We start from the raw sequence: 14,492 nt of genomic DNA, 5'->3' as shown, positions 1-14,492 counted from the left end.
CGGCCGGACGACCTCCGGAGGGGGTATGACCGACCACGAGCAGCGACAAGACGCCGACGCCCGGCCGCTCAGCCGGATCGACCGGCGGCACAACGGCGGACTCGGGCCGGCGGAGCGCCTGGCCCTGAACCGGACCGGCAGCTTCGAGTGGGATCTGGATTCCCGGACGCTGGACATCGACGATGCGGGGCTGATGGTTCTCGGCGTCGATCCCGCCGCGTTCGACGCGGACGCGCGCATGGTGATGGACCGGCTCGAACCGGCGGAACGGGACCGTGTGAACGACACGATCGACGAGGCGATCAGCAGCGGGAGCACCTCCTGCAGTATCCACTTCCGGGTCCCGCTCGACGAAGGAAGCAGCCAGTGGACGCATCTCCAGGCCCGGATCCTGCGGTCGGCGGACGGACAGGCCCATCGGATGGTCGGAATCGTGCGGGACGCGACGGCGGAGGTCGCCCATTCGGCCTTCGTACTGGACCTGGAGAAACAGCGCCAGCGCCAGACCAATATCGTTGAACGCACAACGAGCGCTATGTCGCGTGCCGTGACCGTGGACGATGTGACAGCTGCGCTGACAGGACCGGGCGGACTGGCCAGGGTCGGCGCCGACGGACTGGCGCTCGGGCTGGTGGAGAATTCCTCGCTCAACATCATCGCGCTGGCCGGCGAGTCCTTGGAGGTACTCGACGAGCTCGGCTCCGGCGATCTCAACCACGAGCTGCCGCTGGCGGACACCATTCTCAGCGGGCAGCCCCGCTTCATCACCTCGCTGGCCTCCCTGGCCCGGCGGTATCCCGTGCTGGAGCCGCACATCGGACAGCTGGAGTTCCGTGCCGCCGCCTATCTGCCGCTGGTGGCGCAGGCCCGCCCGATCGGCGGGCTCGCCCTGTTCTACCGGGAGCGCACGGTCTTCAATCCGGACGAGCGGCTTCTGTGCCTGGGGCTCGCCGCGATCGTGGCCCAGTCGCTCCAGCGGGCGATGCTGTTCGACGAGGAACGCGAGTTCGCCACCGGCCTGCAGGCGGCCATGCTCCCGCGACGCATCCATGACATCGAGGGCGGGGAGATCGCGGTGCGCTACCACGCGGCGTGGAGCGGACGGCAGGTCGGCGGCGACTGGTACGACGTGATCGTCCTGCCCAACAACCGCTTCGGCATTGTCGTGGGCGACGTCCAGGGCCACGACACCCACGCGGCCGCCATCATGGGGCAGTTGCGCATCGCCCTGCGCGCCTACGCGGGCGAGGGTCACGCGCCGGCCACCGTACTGGCGCGCGCCTCCCGCTTTCTCGCCGAGCTGGACACCGACCGCTTCGCCACATGCACCTATGCCCAGGTCGACCTGGTGTCGGGATCGGTGCGGGTGGTCCGCGCCGGGCACTTCGGCCCGCTGATCCGGCACACGGACGGCCGGGTCGGCAGTCCCCAGGTGCGCGGTGGCCTGCCTCTGGGGATCTCCACGGACTTCCAGGACGAGGAGTTCCCCGAGACCCGGCTCGATCTGGTGCCCGGTGAAACCCTGGTCCTCTTCACCGACGGGCTGGTCGAGGAGCCCGGGACCGACATCGACGCGGGTGTGGCGGCGCTTTCGCACGAACTCGGCGCCGGACCGGCGGGCGCCGAGGCACTGGCGGACCATCTCTCGGACAGGCTGTGGGAACGGTGGGGTTCGGGGGACGATGTGGCGTTGCTGGTGCTGCGCCGAAGCCCCGATGTGGGGTCGCCGCTCGCGCCCCGGCTGCATCAGTACATCCACCAGGCGGACCCGGAAGGACTCTCTGACGCCCGTGCCATTGTCCGCCAGGCGCTGGCCGACTGGGGCATGGCCGAGCTGGCGGACGATGCCGAACTGGTCACCGGTGAACTGCTGGTGAACGTGCTCCTCCACACGGAGGGCGGAGCCGTACTCACCCTGGAGGTGCTGCCCGAGCCGGTACGGCGCGTACGGCTTTCGGTACAGGACCGGTCGAGCGTGTGGCCCCGACGGCGGACCCCGGGGGAAACATCGACGTCGGGCCGTGGACTGCTTCTCCTCGACGCGGTCGCGACCCGCTGGGGGATCGAACCCCGCGGCGAGGGAAAGGCCGTCTGGTGCGAGATCGGCCCGAATCCCGGGCCCGCCGCAGCGCCCCCGTCCACAGCCGGGGCCGGCTCCGGAACACGCTGAGAGCTGCCGCGCCGGCACCGGTACGAGGGTGAGGGGCGTGCCGCACCACCGGAAGTGATGCGACACGCCCCTCGGCGGACCGTCCTCACACGCTCAACAGCTCGGTCTCAGAGAACACGGGGTGCGGCCTGTAGGCCCGCGTGCCGGACGGACAGCGTCAGTTCTGGGTGGTACGGCGCTTGCGGACGGCCCACAGGATGCCGCCGCCGGCGAGCAGAACCGCGACCGCGGCGCCACCGATGACGGGCGTGGCGGACGACGAGCCGGTCTCGGCCAGGTCCGGCGAACTGGAGCTCGGTGCGGGCACGGCGGGCGCGGACTCCGAGGGCTTCTCGCTCGGGGTGGAGCTCGGCTCGGGAGTCGACGTGACCGGGGGCTCCGTCGGCTTCGTCTCACTGGGTGTGGGCTTCGGCGTCTCGTCCTCGCACACCGGGGCCGTCTCGGTCAGGTCGCGCGAGTACGTACCGCCCTCGCCACCGTCCTTGACGATCAGTCGGACGGTCACTTCCTTGTCGTGCGCAGGCAGTGTGAGCTTCTTGTGGAACTCCCGCCCGAACGTCTCCGTCGGGAGCAGCTCCTTGTCGTCCACCGTCACCGTCACCGTATTGGCGACACTGCTCGTGTAGTTGGTGAGGTCGACGCTCACATCGGAACAGGTCACGACCCAGGTGGGGGTGTGAGCTGCGGCCGGACCTGCGGAGATGACCCCGCCGGTCAGACCGACGACCGCAGCGGCCACGAGTGCTCCCGCGCCACGCCACGATCTCCTGGGTATGGTCATGGATTCTTCCTCCATATGAATCTCTCATCGCCCGAATGGCGGTGGGGCGCACAGTACTGCCATTGGCACCGGGCGACGCACCGCCCCCGCGTATCACGGGACAGCCCAACTGTTCTCAAACCTCCGCTGCTTGCCACAAGACGGACATGAACCTCGGCGGAACACCTGGCCTCGGTGGCGCGATGAGAGAGTGGGCCGTACATGTCAGGCCGCCCTGCACACCTCGACGTTGATCCGTACGCGCGCGAACGCTGTCAGAGCGCCTTGTGCATGATGTGCAGCCCGACGTATCCCTCGGTCGGATGGTTGAAGCCCTCCGGCAGCGTTCCCAGCACCTCGAAGCCGAGCGATCGGTACAGCTTGACGGCATGTGTGTTCGTCTCGACCACCGCGTTGAACTGCATGGCCCGGAAGCCCGAGGCACGGGCCCACTCCACCGAGTACTCGCACAGAGCCCGCCCCACACCCCGGCCGGAGTGCTCGGGGTCGACCATGTACGTGCCACTGGCGATATGTGAACCGTTGCCCATGTGGTTCCGGTTCATCTTCGCCGTGCCCAGCACCGTCCCGGTGTCGTCGACCGCGACGACCGTACGGTTGGGCGCCGCGAGGAACCACCAGTCCTTCGCGTCCTCCTTGCCGAGCTGGAGCGGGTAGGTGAGCGTCTCACCGGCGGCGACGATGGTGTGGAAGAAGGGCCAGATGGCGGGCCAGTCCTCAGCGGTTGCTTCCCTGATCAACATGGGGCTCAGGATGCCTGTGCGGGGCTGCCGACCGCCAGCGTTTATCGGGCCCCCGCCGTCGCCGTCCCAGCCGGGCGAGGAGCCCCCGTGCGCGAGCGGGCATGCGCCGGGGGGAGGACGGATGCGGGGCAACGGATACGGCTCCGGGGAGATCGCCGCCGGATACACCGAAGGAGCCCTCGGACGGGCCTTCGGCCGCGTCCTCGCACCGTGGGAAGGAGCCTTCGGACGTGGCCGGACGTACGAAGCCCGGTGCGGGCCCGGGGCAGGAATCGGGCTCAGAGGGAGACATGAGTTCAGGACCGGGGCGGAATGCCGGGCCGAACCGGTGGGCCGGCGTGGACAGACCCGCGTCCCGCACAGGCCGCCACGGCAGAACCACCGCCCCCTCAGGGGTCGAATGCCTGCCCCGCCCGGACGGCGGCCCGTCCGGCAGGGTCGCCCGCAGGCCCCGCTCCTCACCGGAGCGCGGCGCGTCCCGGTACGCGCGGGCCCGGTCCAGCTCCAGGTTGAGCCCGACCCGCCGCCACAGGATCTCGTCGGGATCGTCCGCCAGCATCAGCTCCCCCATGACCTCCCTGGCGGACACCGATCCCGGCCGTCCGAACACGGGCTCCGGCCTGACCCTGGCCAGGTAGGCCCGCTCGTAGGGATCGTCCACCACCTCGGCGAGCTGGACGGGATCCAACGCGGACGCCTGCACGGCGGCCCTCGCCCATGCGTCCTCCGTGCGGTCGAGCAGCCTGTCGATCCGCTGCGATCGCCAGTTCCGGGCGCGCCAGTCGGCCCCGGCCTCCAGCATCGTCCGCATTCCCGCAGGGCTCGTACCGGCGAGCAGCGCGGGCTCGCGGGTGGCGAACGCGGCCAGTTCGTCGGCCAGGTAGAGCCAGACCACCGCCCGGTAGCGGTTCAGATAGAACGTAACCGGAGCGAAACAACCCGCCCGTGCCAGCCTGGTGAACCGGGCCGGGCTGATGGCGAGCAGCGCAGCCCCTTCCGCGGTGCCCACCGTGCGTACGCGCTCCCCGAGGGCGTCGGGGAATCCCGGCTGTGCCCGCAGCCGCTCGATCTCGTCCTTGGCGACCCGTGGGCGACCGCCGCCCTGTCCGGTGGTCATGGCGATCAGCCCCAGATGCACCGCGAGCTCGAACTCCCCGCGCTTCACACCCAGTTCCTGTGCGGCCCGGCCCGCGGCCACCGTGACCGCGAGGTCATTTCCCTCCTGCCCGCGCGCTTCCTCTCCGTGCGTGCGGGTGACGTCCGTAACGGTCATGCCCAGTCCTCCCCCGTGAGGTTCGAATACTCTCCGTAATCACGGTAGCCCGGAGGAGGCTGCTGCCGCGAGGCCTGTGGACAACTCCCGAGACCCGGTGAAAAACGCAGGTCAGGGGCGGTCGTTGTCGGTTTCGCCGCCCTGACGGACCGCGACACCGAGGTGTTCACCGACCCGATTGACGAGCAACGTCATCTCGTAGGCGACCTGGCCGACATCCGCTTCGGCTGCGGTGAGCACGCACAGACAGCTGCCGTCGCCCGCGGCCGTCACGAAGAGCAGCGCCTCGTCGAATTCGACCATCGTCTGCCGGGCTCGGCCGGCCCTGAAGTGCCGTCCCGATCCGCGGGCCAGGCTGTGCAGGCCGGAAGAGACCGCCGCCAGATGCTCCGCGTCCTCGCGCGCCAGTCCGGTGCTCGCCCCGGTCACCAGACCGTCGTTCGACAGCACCAGTGCGTGCCGTATGTGTTCCACCCTGCTGGTGAGATCGTCAAGGAGCCAGTCAAGTCCCCGGTCCAGCGCCATGTGCTCGTCCTCCCCGCTCATACGTTCCCCGTTCCCCGCTCGCGCGTAAGCCTTGCGTACCGCTCCCGTACGGGCAAGCGGCCCCTTCCTCGGGGCGTCGCTTCGCGCCACGCGGAACTTCGTCCGAGGATGGGGCCATGGCACACCACATGACCGATGAAGAGCGGCGGGCCTTCCTCTCCGAGGGCACCCGTACCGCCAAGGTGTCGACCGTCCGGGCAGACGGCAGTCCGCACATCGCCCCTGTCTGGTTCCTGCTCGACGGCGACGATCTGGTGTTCAGCACCGGCAAGGAGACCGTGAAGGGCCGCAATCTCGCGCGTGACGACCGTGTGGCCCTGTGCGTCGACGACGACCGGCCTCCCTTCGCTTTCGCCGTGCTCCATGGGCGCGCCGAACTGAGTGAGGACGCCGATCGGCTCAGGCACTGGGCGACGCGCATCGCGGCCCGGTACATGGGCGAGGAGGCGGCCGAGGAATTCGGAAGGCGCAATGGCGTACCCGGCGAGCTGATCGTGCGTGTCCGTGTGGACAAGGCGCTCGCCATGGCCGCAGTGGCGGACTGAGCGCGCTCGCCGGGGCCGGCGAGCCGCAGTTCACCGGGGCCTGCGTCCCGGCATGCCGACGCGGCCCGAGTGGACAGCGATGGTCACAGTTGACTTCAGAGTGATCACTTTTGGGCCATGTTCGCCACGACACCATCGAGTGATGATCATTCATTGCCCATATCGGGTCCTCTTCGCTTCGGAAGAGTGCCGGATCGGCCAATGAGCGAGCAGGCCCCGCCCCCTACACTGGCCGTTTCGGGTGACTGGCCCTGTCGGTACAGGGAACGCGTGCGGGATGGATACGCGCGGCGGCCCCGTGGACGGAGAGGTCAAGCGTGTCGACAGGTTCCGGCGGCGGTTTCGATGATCCGCCCGCGGAAGTGCTGGCCGAGGCGGCTGCCGCGTTCGGGCTCCTGGCGTCGCCCGCCCGGCTGCACATCGTGTGGGCACTGTCCCAGGGCGAGAGCGATGTGACCGGGCTCGCCGAGCGGGTGGGCGGCACACTGCCCTCGGTGAGCCAGCATCTGACGAAGTTGAAATTGGCCGGACTCGTACGCTCGCGCCGCGAGGGGCGCCGCCAGGTCTATCTGGTCGACGATCCGGGTGTCGTGAGCGTGGTACTGCTGATGGTCGGCCAGTTGGCGGAAGAGGCCGGGCACCCGTCAGCGCGACCTGTCCGCCTGCGTGAGCTCGGTGCCTGACAGCACCTCAGCCGCTGGATCAGGCAGTGAGGACCTGAACGAGGCCCCGGCCACGGTGATTCCCCTGACGGCGGCCCACCACCGCGGTGCGGGCTCCGCCGCCGGCGGCCGCGGTCCCGCGACGGGCGGGCCCATCGATGTCACGGACGCCGGTACCGGCGCTGCCGGAGACGGGTTCACCCCGCTCCAGGTGCTGCGCTCGCTGGACAGCGGACCGCGCGGGCTGCTGGAGACCGGGGCCGAGGAGCGCCTGGCGCGGCTCGGGGAGAACGTCCTTCCCGCCTGGCGTCCGGTCTCCTGGCCCCGGCGCTTCCTGGGCAGCCTCCGGGACCCGTTCACCTCGGTGCTGCTCTGTCTGGGCCTGGTGTCGGCTCTCGTGACGGCGTGGGGAACGGCCTGCGTCACCCTGGTCCTCGTCCTGATCAGCTGTCTGCTGCGCTCCGGCGAGGAACACCGCGCCGACCGCTCGACGGCCGCGCTGAGAGAGCTGGTCGCGACCACGGCGACCGTGTTGCGCCGTACGTCGGCCGATGCCGCGCCCCGTGCGCGTGAGGTTCCGGTGGCCGATCTGGTGCCGGGCGACGTGATCCGGCTCGGGCCGGGAGATCTTGTGCCCGCCGATGTGCGGCTGTTGCGCGCGAGCGGCCTCACCGTGCACCAGTCCGCGCTCACCGGAGAGTCCGCGCCGGTGCCGAAGCACCCGGTCGAGTCCCCGGAACCACCCGTGTCCTCCTCCGGCCCGTTCGCACAGCCCCACCTCTGCTTCCAGGGCAGCAGTGTGACCTCCGGCAGCGGTACTGCGGTCGTCGTCGCGACCGGCGGGGACACCCGGTTCGCCGCCGCCCATGACGGTCGCGCCCGCCGCCGAACCACGAGCGCCTTCGACCGGTCGGTGCAGGGGATCTCCTGGACCCTGATCCGCTTCATGCTGCTGACACCGCCCCTGGTACTCATGGCCAACGCGGCGCTGCGCGGCCGGGGCCTGGAGACCCTGCCGTTCGCCGTCGCCGTGGCCGTAGGCCTGACCCCCGAGATGCTGCCCGTCATCGTCACGACGGCGCTGGCCCGGGGCGCCGCCCGGCTCGCCCGCACGAACGGCGTCATCGTGAAGCGACTGCCCGCACTGCACGACCTCGGAGCGGTCGATGTCCTGTGTCTGGACAAGACGGGCACCCTGACCGAGGACCGGCCGGTCGTCGAGGGTTCGGTGGACGGGACGGGGCGGCCGGATCCGGAAGCACTGCGCTGGGCCGCGGTCGGCGCGCTGTGGACTCTGGAACTCGCCGAACTGCCGGCTCCCGACGCACTGGACGAAGCGGTTCTCGACGCGGCGCAGGACGACGCGGAGGCGGGGGACGAGAGCTCACCGCTGTCCCTGTACGACGGGGTGGCGGCGTTGCCGTTCGATCCGGTACGCCGTCTCGCCACCGCCGTGGTCCGGCAGCCCGGCCGCCCCGGCATCCACACGCTGGTCACCAAGGGTGCGGTCGAGGCCGTACTCGACCGCTGCGTACTGGAGGGACGGGAACGGGAGCGGCTGCTCGCCCTCGCCGCCCGGGAAGCGGAGCGCGGGCTACGGCTGCTCGCCGTGGCGCGGGCCGACCGTCCGGCCCGGACCGGCGCCTACACCCCGGCCGACGAGCGGGGGCTGACGTTCCTCGGCCTGGTCACCCTCCGGGACCTCCCGGCTCCCAGCGCCGCCGACGCACTCGGCGTCCTGGCGGCGCGCGGCGTGGCCGTGAAGGTTCTCACCGGCGACCATCCCGGTACCGCGTCCCGCGTCTGCCACGACCTGGGTCTGCGACCGGGCGACGTCGTGACGGCCGACCGGATCGATGTGCTGTCGGGCGAGGAGCTGGCGCGACTGGCGGGCAGTACCACCGTGTTCGCCCGGTGCACGCCGGAGCACAAGGCCCGCATCGTTGCGGCCCTGCGCGCGGGCGGGCATACCACCGGATTCCTCGGTGACGGCGTCAACGACCTCCCCGCGCTGCACGCCGCGGACGTCGGCATCTGCCCCCGCAACGCGGTCGACGTGACTCGGGAAGCGGCAGACGTCGTCCTGGCCGAGAAGGACCTCACGGCGATCGACCGGGCCGTGGTCGCGGGCCGCCGCAGCAGCGGGAACATCGCCACCTATCTGCGCGTCACGCTCTCCTCGAACCTCGGCAACGTCATCGCCATGCTGACCGCGGGGCTGCTGCTGCCGTTCCTCCCCATGCTCCCGGCGCAGGTGCTCGTGCAGAACCTCTGCTTCGACGCGGCACAGCTGGCGTTCGCGTTCGACCGGCCCGCGGCATCGGTCCTTCGCCGGCCCACCGTGCTGCGTCCTCGTGACTTCCTGCGCTTCATCACGGGCTTCGGGCTGCTCAACGCCGCCGCCGACCTCGCGACGTTCGGCGTGCTCACGCTGGCCCTGCGCGACCCGGCGGCGCCGGACGACGAGACCGCGTTCCATGCCGGGTGGTTCACCGAGAATCTGCTCACCCAGGCCCTGGTGATGGTGCTGCTGCGTACCGGGCGGACCGCCGCCGAGCGCCGCGCCGGTGGACCGTTGCGTGCGGCGGCGGCGGGGCTGGCCGCCGTCGGGGTGCTGCTGCCCCTGACCGCTGTGGGCCCGCTGCTGGGCATGTCCGCCCTCCCACCGCTCTACTACCTGCTGCTCGGCACGGTGCTCGGGCTGTACGCGGCCGGGCTGTCGGCGGCGCGCCGCCGTGACGACCGCCGCCGTGACGACCGTCGGCCGTACGACGGCGAGCGCGGGCGATGCGGGAGCACGGTCTCCGGCGGCCGACCGGGGTGAGGGGCGGGCCGCGGTGAGGGGGCGGCCGGCTCCCTCCTTCACCACGGTTGTACAGTTGCGCAATGCGGCAACTGTTGCCGTGCGGACGGAGAGAAGGGCAGGACCAGAATGTTGCGCAACGGCCTGGAGCCCTGGCACCTGCTGATCGTGGCCATCGTGCTCATCGTGCTTTTCGGATCGAAGAAGCTCCCGGACACGGCCCGCGCCCTGGGGAAGTCGATGCGCATCCTCAAGAGCGAGACCAAGGCCATGAAGGAGGAGGAGTCCCGGTGAGCCCGCGCACTCGTCGTCCATCTCTTTCACTTCATGACTTGCGCAATCAGGGAACCATGAGGACCGCACCGCACGTTCGTATGAGCGACGGCTGTACGGCACGGCGGAGCCGTGCGGAGCGACGTAATACTGGAGGAATTCCATGGGTGTGACCCTGGCGAAGGGCGGCAACGTCTCCCTGTCGAAGGAGGCGCCGGGCCTGATCGCCGTGACGGTCGGACTGGGCTGGGACGTACGGACCACCACCGGCGCCGATCATGACCTCGACGCCAGTGCCCTGCTCTGCGCCGAGGCCGGAAAGGTCCTCTCCGACGCGCACTTCGTCTTCTACAACAACCTCAACAGCCCGGACGGTTCGGTCCGTCACACCGGCGACAACCTGACGGGCGAGGGCGACGACGAGTCCATCGATGTCGACCTGGCGGGGGTACCGGCCGAGGTCGCGAAGATCGTGTTCCCGGTGTCGATCCATGACGCCCAGAGCCGCGGCCAGAGCTTCGGCCAGGTCCGTAACGCGTTCATCCGCGTGGTGAACCGGGCGAACGGCGTCGAGCTGGCCCGCTACGACCTCAGCGAGGACGCGTCGACCGAGACCGCGATGGTGTTCGGCGAGCTGTACCGGCACGGCACCGAGTGGAAGTTCCGTGCCGTTGGCCAGGGTTATGCCTCGGGGCTCGCGGGGATCGCCTCCGACTACGGCGTCAACGTCTGACGAGGTTCCCCCGCACCGTCCGTCCGCTCCGGGCCCTTGGGACCAGAACCGGGAATCGACGACCCGGAACCCGTGCGTCATCCCGCGGAGAATCAGGCCTTCACGCAACCGCGCCCGGCGCCGCCGCCGGCCCTGCGCTCCGCGGCCGGCGAGCGGAACCGGACGGTGCGTTCCGTCGGGGCGTCCTCACCCCCGTACGGACGGCCGACAGGCACCTACCGCACGGGCTCCGGACCGCTCTCGGTCCGCTCGCTCCGGGCTTGCGGTGTCCGGCCGTGCGGGACCGGACACCCGCGGACCCCCGGCGTGGGAAACGTGCCGAGCCCGGCGACCGCGTACCCTTCCCGGTACCCCTTGACCTCGGGGTTCCGGCGCGCGTAGTGCGGTGACTTCCGCGGTGGCAGAAGCCGTACCGTACGGGCGCGCAGCCGCAGCGCGCCGTTGGTCAGCCGGCGGACGGCAGGGCCCGGCCGCTCGTACCGGAACGCCCGCAGCAGCGAGTCGTCCAGGAGCGCGAGGCTGGCGCCGCGTACGACGGGCGCCAGCACGGCCGGATACCAGGAGCCCACCAGGGCCAGCGTGGCATCGGCGACCCTGCGGGCCCCCTCGTCCCAGCCGAAGTGCTCATGCTCGTATGCGTCGAGGGTATGCTCGAAGTCCTCGTACGTGCTGGGCACGTCCTTGATCCCCAGGTGGGTGCCGAGCGTGCGGTAGTACGCCACGAAGGCACGGATCTCGTGGTCGCACAGCCTGCGCCAGCCATGGCTGTCGATCCATCGTTTCGGAGTGACGACGAATGTGCACAGAACGTAGCGCATGTCGTCATCACTGATGTCGTAGCTGCGGTGCATCTGGTTGATCCGGCGGATGGCGGTACGTCCCTGTCCGGTGCCGAAGCCGTGCTCCACGACCGTGTCCAGGAGCAGGACGGTGTCGTCGTAGCGCTTCTGCGAACGGTCCGTCAGTTCGGCGGTCGCCGCGAGGAGCCGGCCGATGCTGGGAACGGCATACGTGCGGTAGAGGGCCAGTTCGAGTGCTCTGGTGATGTCCCAGGGGAACTCGTAGCAGGCGGTGAGACGGTAGATCTCCAGGAAGTCCCGTTCCGGGTCGAGTCGCTGGATCTCCTTCAGCCTGTCGTACCTCTTCACCACGCTGTCCCCTCGTTCGGCCGGAGGTCCAACCTTACGCAGGGCCTGCGGCGGCGGCGCCGGTGTCCGCTCGCGTCCCCACCGGCGCGGGGACGCGAGCGACGGCCTTCCCGCGTACTTGTCAGGGCCTCGACGACAGGGTTACCGAGTAGTTAAGGTGCGCCGACAGATCAAGCCGTCAGGGACGAGGAGGACGCTGTGGCCGGGACGGACGACATGGTCGCCGATGACGACGCGCTGCTTGTGCTGACCGCGGTGCTGCTCACCCCCGCGCGGTTCCCGAGCGTGCTCGGTGACGACTATGTCGCCGCGTGCCGGGCGCTCGCCCTCGAACCGTACGAGGAGGGCTACGGTCTGGTGCTCGGCCAGGACGGCACGGGCGCCCGCTGGACCGTGGTCGTCGAGGACGTCTCTCTGGTCGCGGTCGCCATCTCCGCCTGGGACTGCGGAATGGAGTACGACCTCTCCCCCGACGACCGCTCCGTGGTGTGCGCGCTGCCCGGCTGGCCGCTCGACGTGGCCGTCGCCGCTCCCGGTGTTCCGGCCCCGCACGACCCGCTGCCGGACCCGGCGGCGGAAGGGGGCGGTCCCGCCCCGCTGACACCGCCCGACACCGAGGCCTGGGGTCCGGCGCAGCGGCGTCTCGGGGCGGACGAGATCGCCGCGCGGTGGGCGGACTGGCGCGAACGGATCGACGACTCGCTGTTCGCCCGGCCCGGTGAGGGGCGGACCGGGGAAACGGGGGTCGGCGGAGTGCGGGGCGGAGAGGCCGAACCCGACGCATCGCGTACGGGGACGCCCGCTGCGGCCGGACACCGGGAAGCGGACACCGAAGGCTCCGGATCGGCCGAGGGCCCCGGAACAGAGGGGGCGGGCCTCCATTCCCTCCAGCACCCCGGTGTGCGCCGGGTACTGGAGGAGGCACGAGCCTATATCCGGACTCCACCGCCACCCGGCCGGATACGGTCCGCCTTCGCCACCGCCGACGCCCGCACCCTGCGTGCCGACGGGCCGGGGTGGTCGTTGGTGGCGAGGACGGACGACATCGCGTTCATCCTGCTGGACGAGACGCCCGGGGAGGTATTGCCCGTGGGCCGTGGCCCCGAGTTGCCCGGTCTGCTGAAGGCCCTGGACGAACTGGCCGTACGCCCTTCCTGACGTCCCGGTCCCCGGGGGGTCAGCGACCGATCTGCTTACGGCTGACTCTGCGCAGCCTGCGCCGCTGGGACGGGTCAAGCATCAGATAGCCCACGACGGGCACTCCGATCAGCACCAGCAGCGCCCACCAGAACCCGATGAGGGGCCACAGGATGGCTGCCGCGACAACTCCCCCGATGGCGATCTTCGCACCGTTCGACATGGTCCACGCCTCCTTCGCGGCCGAAGCCGCTCCCTGCTGTGTGAACGCCTGTACGCGCTGATCGGTTCCACATCACGGCCCGCGTCTACCGCAGCGGTTCGCCGACCTCGTGCATATGGGTCAGCGCCTGCCGGTAGGACTCGATGATTCCGGTCTCCGCGTACGGCATGCCGATGTCCTCGCAATGGGCCTTGACCAGCGGCTGGGCCAGTCGCAGGTGAGGGCGCGGCATGCTCGGGAAGAGATGGTGCTCGATCTGGTAGTTGAGACCGCCGAGGAACCAGTCGGTGAGGAACGCACCGCGCACGTTGCGCGAGGTCAGGACCTGTCGCTGCAGATGCCCCCAGCGGTCGCCGTCCGGGTCGGGCATCTCCATGCCCTTGTGGTTCGGCGCGAAGGCCATACCGAGGTGGAGACCGAACAGTGCGTGGTGAACCAGGGCGAAGACGACAGCCTTGCCGAGGGACATCGTGCTCAGGAGCAGCGTGGCGTACAGCGCGAGGTGCGCGATCAGCAGCAGGCCGGAGAGGGCCCGCTCCTTGACGGGCTGATTCCGCAGGAACTGGAAGCCGGAGATCTTCAGGGCGATGCCTTCGAGGAGCAGCATCGGGAAGAAGAGCCGGGCCTGGTTACGGGTGAGCCAGCGGGCGAATCCTTCGCGCTGGGCCGCCTGCTTCTGGGTCCAGACGAGGGCGCCGACACCGACGTCGGGGTCCTTGTCGATGTGGTTGGGGTTGGCGTGGTGACGGACGTGCTTGTCGTTCCACCACGCCTCGTTCATGCCGAGGAGCAGGTTGGCGTGGAAGAGCCCGATGATCCGGCTCTTCCTGCGGTCACCGGTGATCTGGGCATGCCCCGCGTCGTGCCCGTAGAAGGCGGTACGGCTCCACAGGATCGCCAGCGGCAGCGTGAGGAGCAGGGTCCACCAGGTGTTGCCCAGAAGGACGAGGCCGGTGATCACCCCTCCCAGGGCGGCCAGATTGGCCGCGATACCCGCGCTGTACCAACCGGTCCGGCGGTCCAGAAGACCCTGTCCCTTGACGGCCCGCAGGAGCGGGGCGAAATCGCTTCCGGAAGCGCCGGCCGACCCGGAGCCCGGCGTTCCCGCGCCCGGCTCTTCCGGACTCCCGCTCACCCCGCCCAGGGAGCCGGCGACAGCCACGTCACCGGCGACGCCCGTGACGCTCGCATCGTTTGCGGCGCTCGTGACACCCACCTCGCATGCGGTGCTCGCAGCACTTGCGGGGGTCGCGTCACTTCCCGTGCTTCCGGAACTCTCCGATCCGTCGCGGGTGTGCTCCGCAACGGTGGCTATCGCCTGGGGCATGACGTCTCCGGTCTCTGGGCATGTGCGCTGACCTCATGAAACGTACGGATTGGGGACCCGCGGCAGCCATGGCGCCACCACCCCGGATATCCGGGGGGCTGCCCCCGTGTCCCAAGGTGGTGCTGGCT

General features: G+C 70.3%; 13 protein-coding genes and 1 pseudogene. 7 read left to right on the top strand and 7 right to left on the bottom strand.

The annotated features are described in order from the left end of the window. The first annotated feature begins 25 nt into the window (after nt 1-25). The gene (locus OHA98_RS18200; protein WP_266927050.1) at nt 26-2,170 is read left to right on the top strand and encodes a SpoIIE family protein phosphatase; all 2,145 of its coding nucleotides are present in this window, start codon (nt 26-28) and stop codon (nt 2,168-2,170) included. A 157-nt stretch (nt 2,171-2,327) separates the two neighbouring features. Here the strand turns inward: OHA98_RS18200 and OHA98_RS18195 are convergent, their stop codons facing one another. The 4 genes and pseudogenes from OHA98_RS18195 to OHA98_RS18180 form a co-directional block, all read right to left on the bottom strand. Beyond that, nucleotides 2,328-2,951, bottom strand: coding sequence for an LAETG motif-containing sortase-dependent surface protein (locus OHA98_RS18195; RefSeq protein WP_266927048.1), 624 nt, complete (start codon nt 2,949-2,951; stop codon nt 2,328-2,330). Between the two features lie 254 nt (nt 2,952-3,205). Further along, a complete protein-coding gene (locus tag OHA98_RS18190) occupies nt 3,206-3,694 on the bottom strand; it encodes a GNAT family N-acetyltransferase (RefSeq protein ID WP_266927047.1) in 489 nt (162 codons plus the stop codon). Nucleotides 3,695-4,148: 454 nt separating this feature from the next. Next, nucleotides 4,149-4,967: pseudogene (locus tag OHA98_RS18185) on the bottom strand (DUF6397 family protein); the annotation flags it as partial. A 111-nt stretch (nt 4,968-5,078) separates the two neighbouring features. Next, nucleotides 5,079-5,492, bottom strand: coding sequence for a roadblock/LC7 domain-containing protein (locus tag OHA98_RS18180; protein ID WP_266927945.1), 414 nt, complete (start codon nt 5,490-5,492; stop codon nt 5,079-5,081). Between the two features lie 137 nt (nt 5,493-5,629). On the opposite strand from OHA98_RS18180, the gene OHA98_RS18175 reads away from it, so the two are divergent. The 5 genes from OHA98_RS18175 to OHA98_RS18155 all read left to right on the top strand — a co-directional run bounded on the left by OHA98_RS18175 (nt 5,630) and on the right by OHA98_RS18155 (nt 10,529). Then, nucleotides 5,630-6,058: a PPOX class F420-dependent oxidoreductase gene (locus OHA98_RS18175; RefSeq protein WP_266927046.1), complete on the top strand. Its 429-nt coding sequence runs from the start codon at nt 5,630-5,632 to the stop codon at nt 6,056-6,058. A gap of 317 nt (nt 6,059-6,375) precedes the next feature. Continuing rightward, nucleotides 6,376-6,741 carry a metalloregulator ArsR/SmtB family transcription factor gene (locus tag OHA98_RS18170; protein WP_266927044.1) on the top strand — a complete coding sequence of 122 codons (366 nt, stop codon included), beginning with the start codon at nt 6,376-6,378 and terminating at the stop codon, nt 6,739-6,741. 133 nt (nt 6,742-6,874) lie between these two features. After that, on the top strand, nt 6,875-9,544 hold the full coding sequence (mgtA, locus tag OHA98_RS18165; protein WP_266927944.1) for a magnesium-translocating P-type ATPase: 2,670 nt from the start codon (nt 6,875-6,877) through the stop codon (nt 9,542-9,544). Between the two features lie 108 nt (nt 9,545-9,652). Further along, the gene (gene tatA, locus OHA98_RS18160; protein WP_266927042.1) at nt 9,653-9,817 is read left to right on the top strand and encodes a Sec-independent protein translocase subunit TatA; all 165 of its coding nucleotides are present in this window, start codon (nt 9,653-9,655) and stop codon (nt 9,815-9,817) included. 142 nt (nt 9,818-9,959) lie between these two features. Continuing rightward, nucleotides 9,960-10,529: a TerD family protein gene (locus OHA98_RS18155; protein WP_266927040.1), complete on the top strand. Its 570-nt coding sequence runs from the start codon at nt 9,960-9,962 to the stop codon at nt 10,527-10,529. Between the two features lie 215 nt (nt 10,530-10,744). On the opposite strand, the gene OHA98_RS18150 is transcribed toward OHA98_RS18155, so the two are convergent. Then, entirely contained in the window at nt 10,745-11,680 is a 936-nt protein-coding gene (locus tag OHA98_RS18150; RefSeq protein WP_266927038.1) for an oxygenase MpaB family protein, read from the bottom strand. Between the two features lie 195 nt (nt 11,681-11,875). On the opposite strand from OHA98_RS18150, the gene OHA98_RS18145 reads away from it, so the two are divergent. Further along, nucleotides 11,876-12,835: a hypothetical protein gene (locus OHA98_RS18145; protein ID WP_266927036.1), complete on the top strand. Its 960-nt coding sequence runs from the start codon at nt 11,876-11,878 to the stop codon at nt 12,833-12,835. Nucleotides 12,836-12,854: 19 nt separating this feature from the next. Here OHA98_RS18145 and OHA98_RS18140 read toward each other — a convergent pair whose 3' ends face one another. Together OHA98_RS18140 and OHA98_RS18135 are read right to left on the bottom strand one after the other, a co-directional pair. Then, nucleotides 12,855-13,037, bottom strand: a complete 183-nt coding sequence (locus OHA98_RS18140; protein WP_266927034.1) for a hypothetical protein — start codon at nt 13,035-13,037, stop codon at nt 12,855-12,857. Between the two features lie 85 nt (nt 13,038-13,122). Then, complete coding sequence (locus OHA98_RS18135; protein WP_266927943.1) at nt 13,123-14,172, bottom strand: acyl-CoA desaturase; 1,050 nt, start codon at nt 14,170-14,172, stop codon at nt 13,123-13,125. Between the last annotated feature and the right edge of the window lie 320 nt (nt 14,173-14,492).

The organism is Streptomyces sp. NBC_00654 (genome assembly GCF_026341775.1).
GTDB lineage: Bacteria > Actinomycetota > Actinomycetes > Streptomycetales > Streptomycetaceae > Streptomyces.
Note: the sequence above shows the minus strand (reverse complement) of the source record. Positions and strands in the feature narration are given on the sequence as shown.

What these genes read in the sequence shown, in the direction of transcription:
- OHA98_RS18200 (WP_266927050.1), top strand. Translation starts at nt 26, where the DNA reads ATGACCGACCACGAGCAGCGACAAGACGCCGACGCCCGGCCGCTCAGC.
- OHA98_RS18195 (WP_266927048.1), bottom strand. Translation starts at nt 2,951, where the DNA reads ATGACCATACCCAGGAGATCGTGGCGTGGCGCGGGAGCACTCGTGGCC.
- OHA98_RS18190 (WP_266927047.1), bottom strand. Translation starts at nt 3,694, where the DNA reads ATGTTGATCAGGGAAGCAACCGCTGAGGACTGGCCCGCCATCTGGCCC.
- OHA98_RS18180 (WP_266927945.1), bottom strand. Translation starts at nt 5,492, where the DNA reads ATGGCGCTGGACCGGGGACTTGACTGGCTCCTTGACGATCTCACCAGC.
- OHA98_RS18175 (WP_266927046.1), top strand. Translation starts at nt 5,630, where the DNA reads ATGGCACACCACATGACCGATGAAGAGCGGCGGGCCTTCCTCTCCGAG.
- tatA (WP_266927042.1), top strand. Translation starts at nt 9,653, where the DNA reads ATGTTGCGCAACGGCCTGGAGCCCTGGCACCTGCTGATCGTGGCCATC.
- OHA98_RS18155 (WP_266927040.1), top strand. Translation starts at nt 9,960, where the DNA reads ATGGGTGTGACCCTGGCGAAGGGCGGCAACGTCTCCCTGTCGAAGGAG.
- OHA98_RS18140 (WP_266927034.1), bottom strand. Translation starts at nt 13,037, where the DNA reads ATGTCGAACGGTGCGAAGATCGCCATCGGGGGAGTTGTCGCGGCAGCC.